General features: G+C 42.1%; 19 protein-coding genes. 12 read left to right on the top strand and 7 right to left on the bottom strand.

Translation table 11 applies throughout. The annotated features are described in order from the left end of the window. Positions 1 to 235 precede the first annotated feature (235 nt). The 5 genes from QTN47_RS24565 to QTN47_RS24545 all read left to right on the top strand — a co-directional run bounded on the left by QTN47_RS24565 (position 236) and on the right by QTN47_RS24545 (position 6,359). Positions 236 to 943: a phosphonatase-like hydrolase gene (locus tag QTN47_RS24565; protein WP_369332094.1), complete on the top strand. Its 708-nt coding sequence runs from the start codon at positions 236 to 238 to the stop codon at positions 941 to 943. Then, positions 940 to 1,086 carry a hypothetical protein gene (locus QTN47_RS24560; protein ID WP_369332093.1) on the top strand — a complete coding sequence of 49 codons (147 nt, stop codon included), beginning with the start codon at positions 940 to 942 and terminating at the stop codon, positions 1,084 to 1,086. The genes QTN47_RS24565 and QTN47_RS24560 overlap by 4 nt, the downstream gene beginning before the upstream one ends. Before the next feature lie 1,323 nt (positions 1,087 to 2,409). Further along, a complete protein-coding gene (locus tag QTN47_RS24555; RefSeq protein ID WP_369332092.1) occupies positions 2,410 to 4,308 on the top strand; it encodes a glycoside hydrolase family 97 protein in 1,899 nt (632 codons plus the stop codon). A gap of 644 nt (positions 4,309 to 4,952) precedes the next feature. Further along, positions 4,953 to 5,894 (top strand): heme-binding domain-containing protein, encoded by a 942-nt coding sequence (locus QTN47_RS24550; RefSeq protein ID WP_369332091.1) that lies wholly within the window; start codon positions 4,953 to 4,955, stop codon positions 5,892 to 5,894. 3 nt (positions 5,895 to 5,897) lie between these two features. After that, positions 5,898 to 6,359: a cytochrome P460 family protein gene (locus tag QTN47_RS24545; protein WP_369332090.1), complete on the top strand. Its 462-nt coding sequence runs from the start codon at positions 5,898 to 5,900 to the stop codon at positions 6,357 to 6,359. Between the two features lie 672 nt (positions 6,360 to 7,031). On the opposite strand, the gene QTN47_RS24540 is transcribed toward QTN47_RS24545, so the two are convergent. From QTN47_RS24540 to QTN47_RS24525, 4 genes are all read right to left on the bottom strand, one after another. Continuing rightward, on the bottom strand, positions 7,032 to 9,251 hold the full coding sequence (locus QTN47_RS24540) for a xanthine dehydrogenase family protein molybdopterin-binding subunit (RefSeq protein WP_369332089.1): 2,220 nt from the start codon (positions 9,249 to 9,251) through the stop codon (positions 7,032 to 7,034). 2 nt (positions 9,252 to 9,253) lie between these two features. Next, positions 9,254 to 10,237 (bottom strand): FAD binding domain-containing protein, encoded by a 984-nt coding sequence (locus QTN47_RS24535; RefSeq protein WP_369332088.1) that lies wholly within the window; start codon positions 10,235 to 10,237, stop codon positions 9,254 to 9,256. Beyond that, complete coding sequence (locus QTN47_RS24530; RefSeq protein ID WP_369332087.1) at positions 10,234 to 10,875, bottom strand: 2Fe-2S iron-sulfur cluster-binding protein; 642 nt, start codon at positions 10,873 to 10,875, stop codon at positions 10,234 to 10,236. Before QTN47_RS24530 ends, QTN47_RS24535 begins: the two co-directional genes overlap by 4 nt. Positions 10,876 to 11,138: 263 nt before the next feature. Continuing rightward, a complete protein-coding gene (locus tag QTN47_RS24525; protein ID WP_369332086.1) occupies positions 11,139 to 11,585 on the bottom strand; it encodes an Hsp20/alpha crystallin family protein in 447 nt (148 codons plus the stop codon). A gap of 553 nt (positions 11,586 to 12,138) precedes the next feature. On the opposite strand from QTN47_RS24525, the gene QTN47_RS24520 reads away from it, so the two are divergent. The 7 genes from QTN47_RS24520 to QTN47_RS24490 all read left to right on the top strand — a co-directional run bounded on the left by QTN47_RS24520 (position 12,139) and on the right by QTN47_RS24490 (position 17,122). Next, on the top strand, positions 12,139 to 12,864 hold the full coding sequence (locus QTN47_RS24520) for a hypothetical protein (protein ID WP_369332085.1): 726 nt from the start codon (positions 12,139 to 12,141) through the stop codon (positions 12,862 to 12,864). Between the two features lie 193 nt (positions 12,865 to 13,057). Beyond that, positions 13,058 to 13,846 (top strand): hypothetical protein, encoded by a 789-nt coding sequence (locus QTN47_RS24515; RefSeq protein ID WP_369332084.1) that lies wholly within the window; start codon positions 13,058 to 13,060, stop codon positions 13,844 to 13,846. 64 nt (positions 13,847 to 13,910) lie between these two features. Continuing rightward, on the top strand, positions 13,911 to 14,348 hold the full coding sequence (locus QTN47_RS24510; protein WP_369332083.1) for an SMI1/KNR4 family protein: 438 nt from the start codon (positions 13,911 to 13,913) through the stop codon (positions 14,346 to 14,348). A gap of 70 nt (positions 14,349 to 14,418) precedes the next feature. Further along, on the top strand, positions 14,419 to 15,045 hold the full coding sequence (locus QTN47_RS24505) for a tetratricopeptide repeat protein (protein WP_369332082.1): 627 nt from the start codon (positions 14,419 to 14,421) through the stop codon (positions 15,043 to 15,045). Positions 15,046 to 15,106: 61 nt separating this feature from the next. Continuing rightward, complete coding sequence (locus QTN47_RS24500) at positions 15,107 to 15,586, top strand: hypothetical protein (protein WP_369332081.1); 480 nt, start codon at positions 15,107 to 15,109, stop codon at positions 15,584 to 15,586. Positions 15,587 to 15,697: 111 nt separating this feature from the next. Further along, a complete protein-coding gene (locus QTN47_RS24495; protein WP_369332080.1) occupies positions 15,698 to 16,366 on the top strand; it encodes a hypothetical protein in 669 nt (222 codons plus the stop codon). Positions 16,367 to 16,444: 78 nt separating this feature from the next. Then, positions 16,445 to 17,122, top strand: coding sequence for a DUF4272 domain-containing protein (locus tag QTN47_RS24490; RefSeq protein WP_369332079.1), 678 nt, complete (start codon positions 16,445 to 16,447; stop codon positions 17,120 to 17,122). Between the two features lie 17 nt (positions 17,123 to 17,139). On the opposite strand, the gene QTN47_RS24485 is transcribed toward QTN47_RS24490, so the two are convergent. The 3 genes from QTN47_RS24485 to QTN47_RS24475 form a co-directional block, all read right to left on the bottom strand. After that, positions 17,140 to 17,493, bottom strand: a complete 354-nt coding sequence (locus QTN47_RS24485; RefSeq protein ID WP_369332078.1) for an XRE family transcriptional regulator — start codon at positions 17,491 to 17,493, stop codon at positions 17,140 to 17,142. Between the two features lie 110 nt (positions 17,494 to 17,603). Beyond that, on the bottom strand, positions 17,604 to 19,268 hold the full coding sequence (locus tag QTN47_RS24480; RefSeq protein WP_439100196.1) for a reverse transcriptase domain-containing protein: 1,665 nt from the start codon (positions 19,266 to 19,268) through the stop codon (positions 17,604 to 17,606). Positions 19,269 to 19,408: 140 nt separating this feature from the next. Next, the coding region (locus QTN47_RS24475; protein ID WP_369332076.1) for a hypothetical protein at positions 19,409 to 19,604 on the bottom strand (196 nt) is incomplete at its 5' end.

Below are 19,604 nucleotides of genomic sequence, written 5' to 3'. Positions count from 1 at the left end.
CTTAATGATTATTTAAAGGCTAAAATTAAAAATTTACTTATAAGAAAAATAATTTCGTATAAAGAAATATATTTGGTGACTGAGATTAACCTGGACCAGCCTATTAAGTTGTTGGCACGCGCGGAATTTAAGACAAGATGGTGCAGGTTATTGCCATGAACGTGTTGTATTAACAAATAAAACAAACCACCGGCAACCAATGCTGGCTAAACAATTCACCTCATAAAAAGATAGTATGATTACAATGGTTGTTTTTGACATGGCGGGAACCACAGTGGATGAAAACAATGTGGTGTACAAAACAGTACGTGAAGCCATTAACGAAGAAGGATTCGATTTTTCGCTTGAACAGGTTTTGGAAGTTGGCGCCGGCAAAGAAAAGTTGCAGGCAATAAAAAGCGTGCTCGCCCTGGTTGGTAAACAGGATGATAACCTTGCCAACAAAATATTTGAAAATTTCAGGCAAAAATTGGAGAACGCTTACCGCACACAGGACATTTTTGAACAAAGCAACGCTACCAGGCTTTTTCATACATTAAAACAGCAGGGCATAAAAGTGGTATTAAACACGGGTTACAACAGGGAAACTGCTGAGACATTGGTTGAAAAGATCGGTTGGAAAATTGGTGATGATATTGACGCGCTTGTTACCGCATCTGATGTTGGTGAAAACAGGCCAAAGCCGGACATGATACTGTATGCTATGAAGCAACTTGGTGTAAGCGATGCAAAAGAGGTGATTAAAGTTGGTGATTCTTCGATAGATGTTGAAGAAGGAAAGAATGCAGGCTGCAGCATCAATATTGGTATTACTACCGGTGCACACACTTACGAACAATTAAAAGCTGCAGATCCGGAATATATTATCAACGATTTGCTTGAGCTATTGCCAATAGTGAAGACTGCAAACGAAAGTGCTCGCTCAGAAAAAGCCGGAGCATGAGGCAAAACAGACTGAAGAGATTATCATTCCTGATCTTAATTGTTATCTGCCTCGCTATATACGCACAGAAAGCTCAAAGAGTAGTGATCATTGGATTGGATGGCTTTAGTGTGCCGGGATTAATAAAAACACTGCGTTGGTAATAGAAAAGATTTTTGGAGTGAAAACCTTGCCTGCCAATTGGACTCGCGTAATGTCGACAGGTGTATTTAAGTAGAGAGTTATGTTGAAAGCTATTCGATAAAAATCCAAAAGCTGCTCCGTTGTGGGCGGCTTTTTTGTTGGCGCCCCTTCAGGCTTGATTGTAATTATTATTTTTTCATGGGGCGTTGCCCCATGCTAATGCTTCGACGCCTTCAGCGTCGGTCAAAACTGCAGTCTGCGCATATTTAGAAAACGCAGTTCAAATAAAGCAATTCTTAAATTCTATTATATGCCTTCTATACAGCTAGTGAATAGTGAATGGTCAATGGTGAAAGGTTCGAGCTGGCTAAGTAAATGTATTCTCGTTTAAGTGTTATCGTTGTCCTGGGCAAAAGTTCTTATTTGCTCTTATATGCCTTTTATACAGCTAGTGAGTAGTGAATGGTCAATGGTGAAAGGTTCGAGCTGGCTACGTAAATGTATTCTCGTTTAAGTGTTATCATTGTCCTGGGCAAAATTCTTATTTGCTCTTATATGCCTTTTATACAGCTAGTGAATAGTGAATGGTCAATGGTGAAAGGTTCGAGCTGGCTAAGTAAATGTATTCTCGTTTAAGTGTTATCATTGTCTTGGGCAAAAGTTCTTATTTGCTCTTATATGCCTTTTATACAGCTAGTGAATAGTGAATGGTCAATGGTGAAGACTCGAGCTGGCGAAGTAAATGTATTCTCGTTTAAGTGTTATTATCATCCTGGGCAAAATTCTTATTTGTTCTTATATTCCTTTTATACAACTAGTGTGGTCAATGTTATTATTAACCTGAGCAAAAGTTCTTATATTTTCTTATATGCCTTATATGGTTTAAAAAAACTTCGCTTCGGTCCGCCTTAGGCTTTAAGCTTTAAGCTTTATCATTTGTTTACAAAGAAACGTTGGTTCGGCCAACACCTTACTTATATGGTTTAAACCCTCACCAGGGCGAAGCCCTGTGTTTTAAAAATGCCCCTGACTGGAAAGAAAGAGGCTTCGTAATTGTCCTGATTATGCTTAAGAAAAACCTTTCAGTAAATATAATGGTTTGTCAATATGTTCAGACATACATGTTAATTATGAAAAGATTAATGGTTAAGAATTAAGAGATGATGCATTTGTTTATTGATTTGTTTTGAATTGAAAATCAAAACCTGAACCGGTTTTATAGGGTAAAGAAGTGACTCTCAGCCCGCAAATGAAAATTTGCTTAAATATTTTTACTGCGGTGGAAGATTAATCGAACCGGAAGCGATAAATTGAAAAAATTTCTAACGACTTAACTGATAAAAATGCCATATAGCTGTTTAAAAAGGATATTGATCTTATGTTGCGTCACCACTTTCCTTACAACGCAAACATACTCGCAGGATTCGCTGAGCCTGCAATCACCCAACGGAAATATCCGGTTTTCATTGGCGGTTGCGGCGAACGGAGAACTGAGTTACACCACAACCTATCAACAAAAAGAAATTATAAAACAGTCAACATTAGGCATCGAAGGCTGGAAAGATAAACTATCACTACAAACCGTCACGTCAACCAAAACAGATACTACGTGGAAACCCGTGTATGGTGAAAAGAATTTTATCCGTGATCATTATAATGCGAAGCTGTTTTCCTTTTGGAAGAACAATAATGCGAAACAATGCATCCAGGTAGAAGTGAGAGCCTACGACGAAGGGATCGCTTTTCGTTACGCCTTTCCTGAACACGTATCCGGCGGCTCCGACATCACCATAAGCAGAGATCTGACTGAATTTTCTTTGCCTGCTGAAACGCAGGCTTGGGTAACGGATCATGCACAGGGAGTCTACCAGTTATTGCCTTTAAGCAACTGGCAATCCGAAGCTGAAAGACCATTGACCTTAGCGCTAAGCAATGGTGTAAAAGTTGCCCTCGCCGAAGCACAGGTGGTAGATTATTGCAGAACCAAATTTGCTTTACATCCTTCTAAACCCAACACAATTACCTGTTCAATGTATGATAAAGTTGAACTAACCACACCCTTTGCCACGCCCTGGCGCGTGATAATGATCGCGGACAAGGAAACCCGGCTACTGCAGAACAATGCCCTGATGCTAAATTTAAACGCGCCTTGCGCCATAAAAAATACGGACTGGATAAAACCCGGGAAAATCATGCGCGAAATGTCCCTTTCAACAAAAGGTGCGAAAGAGCTTGTTGATTTTGCCGTAAAACGTCATTTACAATACATTCACTTTGATGCAGGCTGGTACGGTTATGAATATGCTGCAGTCTCCGACGCCTCGGTAGTAAATGTTGACCCACGACGCAATCCTAACAATGATTTAGATCTGCAGGAGGTTGTGAGATATGCGAAAGAAAAAGGCGTGGGCGTTTTTCTGTACGTTAATCAGCGTGCCCTGGCAAAACACCTGGACACGCTGCTTCCTTTGTATGAAAAATGGGGAATTGCAGGATTGAAATTTGGATTTGTACATGTTGGCTCGCACCGGTGGACCGTTTGGTTGCATGAGGCAGTGAAAAAATGTGCGCAGTATCACTTGATGGTGGATATTCATGACGAATACAGGCCAACCGGTTTTAGCAGGACCTATCCAAATCTGCTGACACAGGAAGGTGTAAGAGGCAATGAAGAAATGCCTGATGCAAACAACAATACGGTTTTACCTTTTACCCGTTTTTTGTGCGGCCCGGCAGATTACACAATCTGTTATTATCATCGCCCGGAACTTAAACCCAGGCTGGCCGGGACACAAAACGCGCGTGTTCTTAAAACCACTTCAGCACACCAGATGGCTTTATCTGTAGTATATTATAGCCCATTACAATTCATGTACTGGTATGATAAGCCGGAAGATTCACAGAATGAACCTGAGCTTGAATTTTTCGACCATGTACCCACTGTATGGGATGACACCCGGATCCTCGACGGAGAAATTGGTAAATTTATTACCGTGGCCCGCAAACACAATAATGAATGGTTTGTTGGAGGTATAACAAACAATGATGCAAGGGATTTAAAGCTCAACTGTTCTTTTCTTGAACCTGGTAAAAAGTTTAAAGCAACCATCTATTACGATAATCCTTCATCACCAGTAAGAACAAAGGTTTCCATGAAGCATTTGACCGTAGATGCCTCGACCGTTTTGGATGTTCATTTATTGGCTTCCGGTGGTGAAGCTATTTGGATAAGGCCGATGTAGGAGTTCTTGCTTCCGCTCCTTCAGGCTTGATTCTCATTTGCTATTTCCCCCGGGGCGTTGCCCTGGGCCAGTGCTATGAGGCCTTCAGCCTCAGTCAAAGTGCAGTCATTTTATAATTTAAAGAACAGTATAAACTGGCGGCGACGCTCTAATACTCCCTTATATGTCCTCCAAGCAACCGGTGAATAGTGAATGGTCAATGGTGAAGGGCACAAACTGGCTGGGTAAATGTATACTGGTCTAGCCATTATTGACCTCCGGCGTAACTTCTAATACTCCCTTATGTGCCTTATACGGTTCAAAAAACTTCGCCTCAGTCAGCTTTGGGCTTTAAGCTTTACCAGTTGTTCACAAAGAAATGTTGGCGCGACCGACACCTTACTTATATGGTTTAAATTCTTCCGTCCTTTCACGGCCTTATTGTTTTTGCTATCGTTTTCATAGCGCGTTGCCCCATGCTATTGCTTTGAAGCCTTCAGCGTCAGTCAAAGACACAATCAGACGCACAAAACCAGGTCCTTATATTCCTCATATGGTTCAAATTTTCTTTCACAGTTCCAAATGTCTACTTCAAACCCCGTTTTGTCCTTTTCAACTTCCTCTCTGTTTACAAAGCCAAATGTCCTGTCTAACTTTGAACAGCTATGAAAAAAAGAAAAACCTTCCGCGATATTCTTGCGGCCCTGCTGGTAATTTTTATTGCGCTGCAGTTTGTCCGGCCATCAATACCGCAGCAACCTGTTACCAGCGATATACAGGCTCCGCCAGAAGTAAAAGCCATCCTCAGGCGCGCTTGTTATGATTGCCATTCTAACGAAACGAAATTGCGCTGGTTTGATCAGATCTCACCTGCAAGCTGGCGTGTTGCCGAACACATTAAGAGCGGTCGTGCTGTTCTCAATTTTTCCGAGTGGGATAAGATAGCTGCACCCGACCGTGCCGGTAAACTTTGGGAAAGTGTAAACCAGGCAATTGCTGGCGCTATGCCTTTAAAAGACTATGAGACAATACATCGCGAGGCGCACATAACAGAAAAAGACCTGATCATTTTGAAAGATTATCTCAATGCTACCGTCAAAGATCACCCAGGTGACACAGCCAAACAGAACGCAGCAAAACAACAATATCAAAATTGGATAGATGGAAAGATGAATTCTGCACAATTGCCAAAGACGCTCAACGGAATCACCTACATGCCCGATTATAAAAACTGGCAGGCAATCAGCACCACAGACCGCTTCGACAATGGTACCATGCGCGTAATTTTTGGAAATGACATAGCGGTAAAAGCTGTTCATGACGGCAAAATAAATCCATGGCCCGACGGCACCATTTTCGCCAAAGTCGCCTGGGACCAGCTAGAAAATAAAGATGGAAATGTCACGACCGGCGCTTTTAAGCAGATCGAATACATGATAAAAGATAGTCGCAAATATGCAGATACACACGGCTGGGGTTTTGCCAGGTTTAAAACGCCGCAATTAATTCCTTATGGCAAAACCGCCACGTTTACTTCAGAATGTGTCGGCTGCCACAAGCCGGTTGCAGATCGGGATTTTGTATTCACCTCACCTTTAAAAAATTAATCCATGAAAACAGGATTGATAGTATCTGCTGCAGTAGTATTAATGGCATCTTGCAAGGCTCCGGTAGCTCCGGATAAAATTGTAAATAATCAGGCTTCACTACCCGCATCTTTTTCAGTGAATAACATGCACGTTATTACAAGCAGCATTAACAAACGACAGCAAACAATGTCGACCCTATACGGAAATCGGATCGCCGTTGATCGCGCACGCTCAGGAAAAATATTAGCGGCAGGTGAACAGTTGGTACTGGTAGTATGGAAACAAAAGCCGGATGAAAATTGGTTCGGCGCAAATATTCCGGATAAAATTGAAAGCATTGAACAGGTAAGTACGGGAAACGATCCTTCAGCTATCGGTTACAAACGTTACGAAGGCAACCCTCTTGCGCTTGTGAGCGATACTACCGGTAACAAACAACGAATTGTTGCTATTATCGCGCAGCAGGCATCTGTTATGCCGTAACCGCTCCGCGAAGCCTCCTGGCTTCGTGGCATTACTCTATCGCATTTGGCGATTTTGTATTGTACAATTAATCGCGGCAAGCGATAAAGTAAGCCTGCGGAAGCTGGAGCTTCCGCAGAGCGGAAACCTTACATTGTCTTACATCTTTTATATGATTCAATTTCTTCCGCCCCTTCAGATATTTTATTTGTGTTTGTCCTTTATTCATAGGGCGTTGCCCCATGCTAATGCTTCGAGGCCTTCAGCTTCGGTTGAAAAGCGCAGTCTGCTTTCATTTAGAACAAGCCTCTGAAACAATGTATTTCTCACACGCTTTTATACGATTCAAATTGTTCACTAAACGGAATCCCAAAAATTCCGCGAAGCGGAAAACCTTATATTCCCTTACATGCCTTCTATACAACTAGTGAATAGTCAATGGTGAAGGGCACAAACTGGCTGAGTAGGCATAAACTACACTAGTCAGCATTAACCCAGGGTGGTAAGGTCTTACACGCCCTTATATGACTTATATGGTTTAAAAAAATTCGCTTCGGTCAGCTTTAGGCTTTGGGCTTTAAGCTTTATCAGTTGTTTACAAAGAAACGTTGGCGCGGCCAACACCTTACTTATATGGTTCAAAAAAAAAACGCGAAGTGGTCAACTCCCAATATTTATATGTTTCCAACCAGCTTACAACAGTTTATCCAACGTTATCGGCAAATCTCTCACCCTTTTCCCCGTTGCATGGTAAACCGCATTAGCCACCGCAGCGGCAAAGCCCACCAATCCAATTTCACCCAGCCCCTTCGCTCCCATAGGGTCCAAAATGGGATCCGGCTTATCTGTAAACAGCACATCCACATGGCAGATATCTGCATTTACCGGAATATGGTAATTCGCAAAATCATTATTTACGTAACGCCCGTAACGATGATCCAGGATGCCTTCCTCCATCAACGCTATCCCCGTTCCCCAAACCATTGATCCATACACCTGGCTGGCGGCAGTTTTCTTGTTGATGACGCGGCCGGCGTCAACCGCGCAGACGACCCGGTTCATCTTCACCATTTTAGTTTCGGGATGCACCAGCACTTCCACAAAATGCGCGGCAAAAGAGTAACCGGAATATTGTTCTCTTTCCTCCGTTGGTTTCGACTCAAACTCGGCCTTGATCTCTTTAACTGACAACTCCTTTAAGGCATCATCATAACTCACTTTATCGCCGTTCTTGTCAACAATCATTTCATCCGCAAACGAGATGTCTTCCACAGGTAATCCGGAAAAAGCCCAGCCTTGTTTGCCGCTCAGCATCCCTGCGATCTTTTTCTGCAATGCCTTTACTGCATCATACACGCCGGAGCCGGTGGAAGCAGTTGTTTGCGAACCAAATTGTCCCGGTGCAGGCGGCAATGTCGAATGTCCCCATTGAAATTCTACTTTTCGCACATCTATGCTCATTGCTTCAGCTGCTATTTGTGTCATGATAGTTGCGGAACCAGGACCTGTATCGGCGACAGAAGTCTGCACCAGCAATGTGCCGTTTGAACGGAGTGTAGCGCTAACCGTTGCGGGTGATCGGCCGGCATGATAGATTCCGGCTGCCATGCCCATGCCCAATAACCAGCCATCTTTCTGCATGGACTTTGGCTGCGGATTCCTGTTCTTCCAGCCAAATTTTTTCGCGCCGGATTCATAACATTCTTTCAGGTAATTGCTTGACCATGGCTTGCCGTTATCCGGATCTTTCTCCGCAAAATTTTTCAACCGTAATTCCAGCGGATCCATCTTCAAAGCATATGACAATTCATCGACAGCTGACTCCAATGCAAAGGAGCCGCTTGTTTCACCCGGACCTCTTGTCCAGCATGGCGTACTCATATCCAGCGGCACAAGCCGGTAACTGGTGCTTACATTCGCACAGTTATACAATGCCTTTGTGGGATCGACAATGCGCTCTGCAAACTTTTCATATTGCGACGTAGAACCAAAGGCTTCATGATTGATGCCGGTCATCGTGCCATCCGACTGCGCGCCAATCGATATACGTTGAACAGATGTGGGCCGGTAGCCCACCATATTAAAAGCCTCATCCCGGCGCAGCATCACTTTTACCGGCTTGCCGGATTTTTTCGCGCCGATCAGCGCCGCCATTTCCTCCGGCCAAACGCGTGAGGAAGAGCCAAAAGCGCCGCCCACGTATGGCGAGTGTACGATCACATTTTCGGCTTTTAACCCAAACGTCCGCATAATATCCTGCTGCGCAATTTTGGTCGCCTGCGTTTTATTGTACACGGTCACTTTGTCCGGCGCATCCCAAACAACCGTCGCTGCATGCGTCTCCATTGGGTTATGTACCTGGAATGGCGTGGTGTATTGCGCTTCTATTTTTACGGGCGCGGATTTTAGGGCATCCTTGTCACCGCGCGAATAATCCTGCGCCTGCTTTGCGGTTAAGGCTTTGTCCAGGTTGTTTTTAATATTGGTGGAAGGTGACTCTTTCTTATAAGTCGCTTTCACCAAAGATGCCGCATAAGTGGCCCGTTCAAATGTATCGGCAATCACCAGCGCGATCGGCTGCCTGTCGAAATAAATGGTATCGTCAAAAAACACACGGAACTCCTGTCCCTCAACACGCTTATTGTCCTGTTGCTCCGGTGGATTGTCCCAAAAAGGAATTTTCGGACGATTCAAATGCGTTACCACAGCCACAACTCCGGGCGACCTTTCTGCTTCCCTTGTGTTGAGAGTGCTGATCTTGCCCTTTGCAATGCTGCTGTTCACCAACACGCCGTAGTGCACACCCGGTACATCATATTCGGCAGCATAACTGGCGGTTCCGGTAACTTTTTCTTTACCCTCAACCCTGTCCAGGTCATCTGGCACAAGCGGACGTTCAAAAAACTTTCCCATAACTATACCCCCGCAATTGTTTTGAGTGTGTGAATAATGGTGTTGGGCAGCAACGTTAATTTAAAGTCATTATAGCCATAGCCTTTTGCTGCTGACATCGCTGCTTCAGCCGCGGCTTTAAAATTGCTTTCCGTCGGCGATTTGCCTTTCAGATATTTTTCAGCAGCCATCAACCGCCAGGGTTTATGCGCCACGCCTCCCGCCGCAAGCCTTACATGCTGAATGGTATTGTTTTGAAGATCCAACGCCGCGGCAACAGACACCAGCGCAAATGCGTAAGATGCTCTGTCGCGCACCTTTGTGTACAGCGAATGTTTGGCGAAACCATCATTAACAGGAATTTCAACGGCAGTAATGAGTTCTCCTTTTTGCAGGTGGGTATCTTTTTCCGGTGTATCGCCCGGCAGACGGTGAAAATCAACAAAACTGATCTTTCTTTCTCCCTTGCTTCCGGCAACAATAACCGTTGCATCCAGCGCAGCCAGTGCCACACACATGTCGCTAGGGTGAACCGCAATGCAACTGTTCGACGCGCCAAAAATGGCATGCATGCGGTTATAGCCTTTTAATGCGCCGCAGCCACTGCCCGGCTGTCGTTTATTACACGGCATGGCAAGATCATAAAAATACGTGCAGCGCGTTCTTTGTAGCATATTGCCGCCAACCGTTGCCATATTTCTTATTTGTGGTGAAGCGCCCGCATTGAGTGCCTGTGCCAGCAAAGGAAGTTTCTCCTTAATCAAGGCATGTTCAGCTACCTCGCTGTTCAGGCAAAGCGCGCCGATTCGAATATTATTACCGGACTGTTCAATGGAGTTAAGCGGAAGGCGGGAAATGTCAACCAGTTTTTGCGGAGCAACCACACCGTGTTTCATCAGATCCACCAGGTTGCTGCCGCCTGCTATAAATTGCGCCGACGCATCTTTTGTGATGGCATCTACAGCGGCTTTTGCCGAGTTCGGACGAACATAGTCAAACGCAATCATGACTTACCTCCTTTCGCATTTACTTCCCTAATGGCGGCGACAATATTGTGATAAGCGCCACAGCGGCATAGGTTGCCACTCATGTGTTCGCGGATCTCATCATCCGATCCGGCATGCCCCTCGTTAATGCAGGCTACCGCGGACATGATCTGCCCAGGTGTGCAATAGCCACACTGAAAACCGTCATGTTTAATAAAAGCCAGTTGCATCGGGTGAAGCGTACTGCCGGTGGCCAGACCTTCAATGGTTGTAACTTTTTTGCCATCCTGCATAACGGCCAGGCTCAGGCAGCTCAATACCCGCTTGCCATTCACATGAACGGTGCAGGCGCCGCACTGGCCATAGTCGCACCCTTTTTTGGAGCCGGTAAGATGGAGTTGTTCGCGCAACAGGTCCAGCAGTGTTACACGCGGTTCAACAGAAAGCTGGTGCTGTTTGCCATTGATCTCAATGCTCAGTGGAACCTTTTCAAAGATATCCGCCGCTTTCTCGTCCAGCTTTTTCTCAGCAGCATCAACCAATGCCGGCGCCACGAGGGCAATTGCCGTGATGGCTGAGGATTGTTTTAAAAATTGGCGCCTGGTTTCAAGCAGTTCGCCTGGTTGCTCTTGCTTATCCTGCGTATTGTCGTTAGTCATGTCGCATGATTGGAGATGAATGTTTGGAGATGTGCGTTAGCGCATTTGGTGTTACACAAATTTGCTTGCCGGAAAAACCGGAACCGGATAATTTGCTGCAATTGTTAGTCCAGTTTTGTTTGAATGTTCTTTTCGGGAATAAATGGAATGACAGGATAATTTTTTCCTGCGGCACGCCTCAGAAAATTTCAATAAAAGTGAAAGAAGGTTTTTTTCCAAAATACAAACAAAGGCGCCGGTAGTTTCCGGCGCCTGCGGGTTAATTAGCTTATTTTAATTTCCTTCGATGCTTTTACTTCTTCCTGTGTTTTGGGGATTTCCAGCTTCAAAACGCCATCTTCATAGCGGGCTTCAATGCTATCATCTTTGGCGTTTTCCGGGAGCCTGAAAGAACGGGTAAAAGAGCTATAGCTGTATTCCCGGCGGCTGTATTGCCTGTTCTTGTCATTCTCTGTTGATTCTGTTTTCTTTTCAGCGCTGATACTCAGCACATCGTTGTCTACATTAATTTTAAAGTCTTCCTTTTTAAATCCCGGCGCAGCAACATCTACGCAGTAACATTTTTCGTCTTCGGATACGTTAACTGCGGGCAGCGAAGAACTTCTTTCAGACCAGGCGGGCCATAGATTTCCCATATCAAAAAAATCCCTGAAAGGGTCCGAAAATCTCCTTGTGCCCCAGTTTCCGGATTTTTCAATATCGCGTTTCATAGCAACCTCCTTTTTTGAAAAAATGGCAATAAAAATTGGGCCAAAGAGAGGACGCGGTTTTATCAAAAAGTTATAATTGAAAGAACTTTTGCAAGAATAAACCAGTATTACAATGCGCTGCGAGGGCCAGGAGGTCAGAAACGACATTAGACGCAGGTAACTATTAGCAAGAAATCTGCACCCAGGTGGCCACCTCGGGGTAATGAGGGGTTTCTGGAAATTAATCGACACTTATGCAGTATCTGTTCAGTGATTTTTGAATTGATGCGTTTGGGCTAGTGGTTAACGATTTTAATTTGTTGAATCAACTTAATTGGCGTTTTTTATATATCAATCCTTGCCCAGCGCCTGTGGCCGAGGTGGCGGAGCTTTGTTGGGGGGTAGATTTCCAAAAAGTAAATTGTATTTGCGAAGATTACTATAGTAATTTTTATACTGCCGCAATCGTGATATTTTATCGCAAATCAAAAGGAAATGAGAAGTGGCGAAAGTTGCAAAGTCTGATAGAACTCTGCATATTTAAAAGTTAGCTACCATTTAAAATTGACATATTATGGGCTTTAAAGCATCAATGGTAATTATCCAACACTCTTCCATGCAAATGAGCGACGGAGAACTTTTGAAAAAATTAGGTTTTGAAGACCTTACATTTTCCGATGACACAACTTTTGAAGAATGTATGTATCCAAATGACAAATCAATTAATCTTGGATACTACAATGATTGTTTGATTATTTCAGACGACTATCAGCTTACAACTTCTTTAGAGCTTTCTAAAACTCCTGATTTACTAAGCGACTACGAAAAGGTGTTGACAGACCTATTCCCTGACTCAGAAATTCTGACTGTAGCTTGCCATAGTACAGTGAATTATCATTTATATTCTTTAGTGAAAGATGGGCAAAAGCTGCGGTTTAAAAAAGTTGTGAATGGAGAACCAATAATTGAGTACGGTGACAGAATTGAAGAAGAAGAAAATGTTTATGTTTATTCAAAAATTATTGATGGGCAGCGAATGTTCAGAAGCACATATAAGAACGATGAAATTTATGACTACACAGAAGACCAGATGATGGAGGACTTTGCTTTTGGGGTTGCAAAAAGACACTTGGGTGTTATGATCTCAACAAATGAAGATGAACAATTAATGTTTGATACACCGTTTAAAAAATATGTTGTCGACAGGGTGGCAAATAAAAAGAAGGAAGCTCAAAGCACACCTGTAGCTACAGAGCAAACAAAAGGTTCATGGCTTTCAAGACTATTCAAAAGGTCATAACGGAGGCTAACGGAAGCCAACACTGGCTTGTAACATGGTGGGTAGCGAACAAAACTTACCATTTGAAATTCGATTAAGCTTTTGTAATAAACCTGGGCTAACGGAATACTATTACATTCACGAACGCAAGTTCCGAAAACGTTGGTAACTATTTTAGAGAGACCCTACAAAAACAGACAATTCAAAATTAACAATGGGATTATTTGACTTCTTAAAGAAAAAAGAACAACCACAGACAGTTTTCAAAACCGAAAAATCTGTGCCAAAGGAAACCGAGCCTTATCTTGGGGACTTAAACAAGACAGACATTATATATAGACTTGTTCAGACACCACGAAACGAGAGAGATGAAAAGTGGCAACAAACATTTCTAGAAAACATTGGACAAGCAAGTTTTCGTTGTGGCAATCCTCAAGTTATAACCGGACCTGACGGCTTTCCATATTTTCAACTCTTTTTACCAGAACCTGGTAAAAGTTTTCAGTGCTATGTAATTGAAAGAATGAAAGATGATTTTCTAATGACGTCAGGTTTTGGTGTTGTAATAAATCCGACACCAAATAGTGCAGATTGGGTTTTAACCTATGGAGACATTTTAAATCTACATTTAAACAAGACATTTTACACAACAACTGAAACTCCATTTTCAAGAGATTCAAACGATGAAACTATTGCCGAAAATGAAAAAGTAATGATTGGGCAGCCTTCAGAAACAATTCTACCCAGGCAAACACGCCAATTTATTGCAGAATTTCTAAAAAGGAATGGTGTTAAGGCTCCAAAAGTCTTACTAATGATGCGGCATAGGAAAGGAGGAAAAGGAGTTTCACAAGATATAGTTTTTAATTTGACACCTGCCAATTTTAAAGACGAAAACACCTACAGAAGTGTAATGCAAACTATTGGTTGGTATTTACCACGACACTATTCGTTTGTTGGTATGGATGAAAAAAGTTTAGGAAATGGTTTTATGCCTTTATAAAGATTAGAAAAAGCCAATGACATAGGATTGTTAGAATAACAAATAATAATATTTAACCAATATCATGGTGACCAATCCCAATCAGTTTGGCAGACTTTCATTAGAAGAATTGACAGACTTTGAGAACATCAACCAAATAGAACTTCCCGAAGACTACAAAAAGTTTTTGCTCGATTACAACGGTGGCAAACCTTTAAAAGGCCGGCTACAGACGCCAGCAACGATTGTGACCTATATTCTTGGCATGCACAATGGCGACTATTATGCAAGTTTATACAAGCACATCAACCAGTTCTTAAACAGGCTTCCTTTAAGTACTTTTCCCATTGCGACAGACCCTTTTGGCAATTTGTTTATCATGTCTTTGCACCCCGAAAATTACGGACAAGTTTTTTTCTGGGAACATGAAGGCGAAACGGAATTGCAAGACGGACATTATGTTGACAATGTTTCTTATGTAGCTTTATCTTTCACCGACTTTATAAAAAGCTTATCTGAATAACCTACTGTTCGGGCTGATGGAATGCTAAAGCGGCCACAAAAGCAAGGTCCTAAAACGTTAGCACAATAATATGACGACTCGAAAATCTATAGCAAATTTTTTATTTCTCCTCTGTCTTATGGGCTGCAAAGATCAAGCGGCTAAATATCCGTTACCTCCGTTATCCTCAAAGTTGAATTTTAAGGCGATGGAATTGGGCAAATACCTTGACAATGAAGACAGCTGTAGGAAAGCTTTAAGTTTACTGGATAGTGCAACAAATATTGACAAAAATAACTTTCTTGCTTACTATAACAAGGTGGCGTTCCTTTGTTCATTGAGGGAATTTAGAAAAGCAATAACCGCAATTGACAATGCGAGCCGCATAAAACCAGAAGCTCATGATTTGTATTTAATTTCTGGGATTCTTCATAGAAAAACAAACGACACAATTGTAGCACAGCAACTTTTTTTGAACTCATTATCTATTTGTGATAAAGCTTTGGATACAATGAATTCCACAAATAGTGATTACATGATGCTACAAAGCAATAGAATCCTATTACACGTAATGTTAAATGACAGAAAGAAAGCAACTTATCTGTTGAATAAACTTAACCAAACTAAAATCGATTCCGCGACACGCCAGCAATTACAGCAATTTGTTAATGACGATAGAGACACGACTATATCGAAAATATTGGATCTGAAAAATTAACATCGTCGACTGTGACGAGGTGATCTCTCAAAACCATTCTTGCCAAGACAAGTTGAAGCTTATGAAAACAAATTTCAAAATAGGATTGCCGAGACAGCCTTTTGACCTTTTTCTTCTGACAACCATTCTACTTTTCATTTTTCCGTTTTTTACCTGGAGAAATAGCATTGATTTTCATTTACATGACACTTATTTTGTTGTGTCGGCTGTTTACCCGGTATGGCTGTTAGCTTTAGGATTTCTACTCATCTGGACAATTTATAAACTAACAAACAGGATTCTTTGGACAAGGTATTTAACTTGGTTCCATATTATATCGACGCTTGTCGTTTTGATTTTAATATTATCAGCTGGTTTATGGTATGAGTCTAGAGTACCGACTTCGAGGAAAGAAATTATCGCCTATGAAACTCGACAAGAGCAGCAACATAAACAATTATTAATTTTCCTGCCAATTGTGACCACATTTTTACTTGGACAGGCTGCCTTTGTAATTAATCTAATTGGTGGACTAATTAAAAGGGCTACAAACAAAACATAACAGTACAAAATATTGGTTTTGCGATATAGCCGCTAAGCAAAAGCATTACAGATACTTCCGCAAAGCCTTAAGCCGTATCATGCGATTTTAGTGACAGCCCAAACAATGCACTTGTCCAATAAAACATATAAATACCTTGATGCCTTAAAGCGAGATTTTGCCTGGACATCGGGAAAAGAGGAGGTTGAAAAATATCTATTAAATCAAGACATTCCGGCATTTGAAAAAGTTGTTCAATTTCAAACTAATTTTTCAGGTCTTATTCTAACAATTGTAAACAAGCCAACCCAAACATTTAAGGCACAGCTTTTTTCTAAAAAAGATATTTCAACAAAGTCTCCTGCAGACTTTATCAAATTAAATGAGCATTATTATTTTGGATGTGGCGAACATGAGACAGCTCAATATAATTTTGTCATCGACGAAAAGGGGCAGATAGGTGTATACGATAATAACCTGGAAACAGTTAATATTATATTTTCCTCGTTTGAAAAGATGTTAGAAACTTACTCATTAGAAAACCTGCTGACAAACTGGTATGAGAATCCATTCTTTTTTAAGTTGGTTAGTCAAGAGAAGTTTCAAATCTTCACTAAAGATTTTAGAGGGCTTTCCACAAAAAATGATGATTATGATGCTTGGTTAAGAACCGATGAGCTTGTAGTGCATAAAGGCACATGGTTTGACAAAGCAGCCTTTTATATCCATATTTACGGAAACGAAAAAAACAAGTGTGACGATTTTATAAAGGTTTTGAAAGAGAATGGCGTAATTGAGTGACAAGCAAATGGCACTAGTCTGGAATGACAATACACGGAACTTAAATATACCAAATACTCAACCATTGACTACAACAGCATGACGACACTCAAGGAAACGCTACAGGGGCGAAAAAAAAGAATTGAGCATAAGCTTAGGATGCATGGTATATCCGATACTTCAATAACTTTTTTACGTTACCTCATGTTCGATAACAAAGCATTTGCGACGCCTTATGAGGTGGGATGCAGGATCATGATTCTATACGCAATTGTTTATGCAGTTGAAGAGCCGGCAAAAAAGGACGGCATTGCTAATTGGTTGAAAAATGAGAACATTTGGCAACATATTGGCTATAAAGAAGCGGAATATTTAGAAGGAGCCGAAGCTAATCAAGAACAACTCAATGAATTTTCATGGCAATTGGAAGCTGCCTACATTTTAGCTTGGTCGCTAAATCTTGTAAAGGAGCTACCTTCGCCCAGTAGTTCAGCCACTGATATGCAATTGGAAGACTTCTTTGGAAATGTTGCCCCCTTAGGAGGTAGTATACAGGACTTTTTGAACAATCTTTCCTACAGAAACCCGGAAGAAATATTTGAAGAAAACATCTTTTACGAGTTGACAACATCTTATTTCCGAGACCTTTTATTTAATGGCAAAGAAGACACAACGGATATAGACCGAACTGCAGCTTTTGAGCGACACAAGGCATTGAACTGGCTACGTCGTTTCATGGACATTAAAGAATGGGAGGAAACGGACACCTCTACTTAAAGTCAAAAGTCATCTTTTTATTTCTTCAGCAAGCTTTCCAGCCTTGCAATCATTTCATCTTTTTCCTTCAGCATTCTTTCAAACAATGCTTCTTTCTCTTTGTGTAGTTCTAAAATTTTGTCTAGTGGGTTAACTATCGCATTGTTACTAACAATAGAAGCGTTGTCATTATCATGGTAGTTAAAAGTTCCCGAAAAAATGTTGATAGCTTTCTCCGTATCAAAATTCTCAATCGCTTCTTTCGGTACTTTTAATGCGTTTGCAACTTTCTCCAATAAAGCCGGTTCTATTTCAGCCTTAGCTTCTAACATAGACACCTTTTTCTGGTTCCAGTCGTCACCCAGTTCAATTGCAAGGGCATCTTGTTTCACGCGTAGGCTAAGTGCCCGGCGCCTTACCATATTACTATAGCAGGTTTCCAAGCACTCGCCTCCAAACCGTACGTGCACCTCTCAATGCATACGGCTTTCCACCGGTATCTTCAATCCATTTTGCCATTATGTATTTTCCGATGACAGCTGTAACAGACAGCGAGCGTTTTGCGCCGTCTGGCAATCATTAGAATTTTCCATGGCTCATTCCCCTGTAAGTCTTTTAGTTTTCTGACGTGATGCATTTGTAGCTGATTTGTTGCTCCACAGGCTTCGCATGTTTGAGCCTGCAATCTATCTATCAGGCTAGTCCTGGCTGACACGGTAATTGTGTTGGGAAGGTTATCGGTTACTAATGTGCTGTAGCTAACGCGCTGGAAGCTTTCTTTGCGAAAAACATTTCGCTTGACCACACCGTTCTTGCCTGTATAGGTCACTGCAAAGTCTTTACCGTGTCGGTATTTAGACCTGATTTTCCCTACAGTGGTGCGGTATTTTGCTGCGAACGTTTTGTACATGCTATATTCCATTATGTACCGAAAGTCGTGCAGGGCAGAGCTGTTGTTGGCAATGCGGTAATAGTTGGTAAACCCCTTTATTTCTGTATTGTATGCATTTAAAATTTCCAGGTCATCGTTGTTTTGCAGTTTGATGCGTTTTGTAGGTTTCCACTTCTCACCATTATGATCATAGATCAGCTTGACGGCTTCGTATGAAAATAATTTTTTCAATATTGTCTTATTAGGAACATCCAATATGACTTTGCTCTGGAATGTTCTCATAAGATGGCCGTCCTTTGTTCTTTTCGTATGATTGCTCTTACGGATACTAACATCATACCCCAGGAAACGCGCCGCTTTATTTGATTGGGTGATCAGTGTCTTTTCTGCTGATAAAGTGAGGTTCAAGTTTTCTTTCAGATATTGTTGTATGTCTGCTTTAATTTGCTCACAGTCGCGTTTACTGCCAATAATACCGATTAGAAAATCATCTGCATATCTAACATATTTAAGGCGTTTATATCTACTGTCCATTTCGTTGCCTGATGATAGCAACTTTCTCTGTGATTCTACAATCTTAACCTTCTCAATCCTTTCCTTCCTGATCTGCAAATCGCGGAGCCTGTCAAACTTGTATAATAGTTTTGCTTTTTGCCTGGACAGCTTATGATAGGCTTCGTTCTGCTCACGTCTTTTTCCTTCGTCAAATACCGCTATATATTGCCTTATATACTTATCCAGCTGATCCAGGTAAATATTTGCCAGGATCGGGCTGACTATACCTCCCTGAGGTGTACCGCTGAAAGTTTTATGATACTTCCAATCCTCCAGGTAACCAGCGTTTAAGAACTTTCTTATCAGCCGCAGAAAACGTTCGTCTGCTATGCGGTGGCGCAGTATGCAAATCATCGTGTCGTGGTTGATGTTGTCAAAGAACCCTTCAATATCACCCTCTATGAACCACTTGACTCCGGTAAACCTGTTGTGAACCTGTTTAAGTGCGGTGTGGCAGCTTTTGTGTGGCCGAAAACCGTGAGAGCTGTTGTCGAACTGCTTCTCGAATATGGCTTCCAGGATCATGCGTATCACTTCCTGCACGAGTTTGTCGTCAAATGAAGGTATACCGATGGGACGTTGTTTACCGTTCTTCTTGAGGATGTAGATCCTTCTTACTGGTGTGGGCTTGTATTGTTCAGTGCGCAGTTTTTCTATGAGATTGCTGATGCGCTCAAGGCTCATTTTGTCAATGGTGCTACCATCTGAGCCGGGAGACATATTGCCTGGTTTTGCGTAGATACGTTGGTAGGCCTCATAGAACATATTTGCATTGAACAGTGTGCGGTAAATGCGTTGGAACTTATAGCACTCAAGGTTGCTGTGCTTCGACAGACTGTTTAAAATTACCAAAGGATCTCTCAATGTCTCTCACATTTTCCTTTGGTGATCTTAAATGATACCAGCTGTCTCCCTTCGCCCTGTACAAGGCTTTCCCTTGCTCCGACTACTACGGAGACTCCGTTGCCATGCCAGATATTCAGGAGCCTCTGCTCCATAGCCAGGAAGGCTTTCTGGTTTAGGCAATCACCGTTTAGCAACATTGATAACATAGCT

It is taken from the genome of Danxiaibacter flavus (assembly GCF_041060425.1).
Taxonomy (GTDB): Bacteria; Bacteroidota; Bacteroidia; order Chitinophagales; family Chitinophagaceae; genus Danxiaibacter; species Danxiaibacter flavus.
The sequence above is the reverse complement of the archived record's forward strand: the minus strand, read 5'-3'. Positions and strand labels throughout refer to the sequence as shown.

Coding starts and splice junctions, on each gene's coding strand:
- QTN47_RS24565 (WP_369332094.1), top strand. CDS start 236: ATGATTACAATGGTTGTTTTTGACATGGCGGGAACCACAGTGGATGAA.
- QTN47_RS24560 (WP_369332093.1), top strand. CDS start 940: ATGAGGCAAAACAGACTGAAGAGATTATCATTCCTGATCTTAATTGTT.
- QTN47_RS24555 (WP_369332092.1), top strand. CDS start 2,410: ATGCCATATAGCTGTTTAAAAAGGATATTGATCTTATGTTGCGTCACC.
- QTN47_RS24550 (WP_369332091.1), top strand. CDS start 4,953: ATGAAAAAAAGAAAAACCTTCCGCGATATTCTTGCGGCCCTGCTGGTA.
- QTN47_RS24545 (WP_369332090.1), top strand. CDS start 5,898: ATGAAAACAGGATTGATAGTATCTGCTGCAGTAGTATTAATGGCATCT.
- QTN47_RS24540 (WP_369332089.1), bottom strand. CDS start 9,251: ATGGGAAAGTTTTTTGAACGTCCGCTTGTGCCAGATGACCTGGACAGG.
- QTN47_RS24535 (WP_369332088.1), bottom strand. CDS start 10,237: ATGATTGCGTTTGACTATGTTCGTCCGAACTCGGCAAAAGCCGCTGTA.
- QTN47_RS24530 (WP_369332087.1), bottom strand. CDS start 10,875: ATGACTAACGACAATACGCAGGATAAGCAAGAGCAACCAGGCGAACTG.
- QTN47_RS24525 (WP_369332086.1), bottom strand. CDS start 11,585: ATGAAACGCGATATTGAAAAATCCGGAAACTGGGGCACAAGGAGATTT.
- QTN47_RS24520 (WP_369332085.1), top strand. CDS start 12,139: ATGGGCTTTAAAGCATCAATGGTAATTATCCAACACTCTTCCATGCAA.
- QTN47_RS24515 (WP_369332084.1), top strand. CDS start 13,058: ATGGGATTATTTGACTTCTTAAAGAAAAAAGAACAACCACAGACAGTT.
- QTN47_RS24510 (WP_369332083.1), top strand. CDS start 13,911: ATGGTGACCAATCCCAATCAGTTTGGCAGACTTTCATTAGAAGAATTG.
- QTN47_RS24505 (WP_369332082.1), top strand. CDS start 14,419: ATGACGACTCGAAAATCTATAGCAAATTTTTTATTTCTCCTCTGTCTT.
- QTN47_RS24500 (WP_369332081.1), top strand. CDS start 15,107: ATGAAAACAAATTTCAAAATAGGATTGCCGAGACAGCCTTTTGACCTT.
- QTN47_RS24490 (WP_369332079.1), top strand. CDS start 16,445: ATGACGACACTCAAGGAAACGCTACAGGGGCGAAAAAAAAGAATTGAG.
- QTN47_RS24480 (WP_439100196.1), bottom strand. CDS start 19,268: ATGTCTCCCGGCTCAGATGGTAGCACCATTGACAAAATGAGCCTTGAG.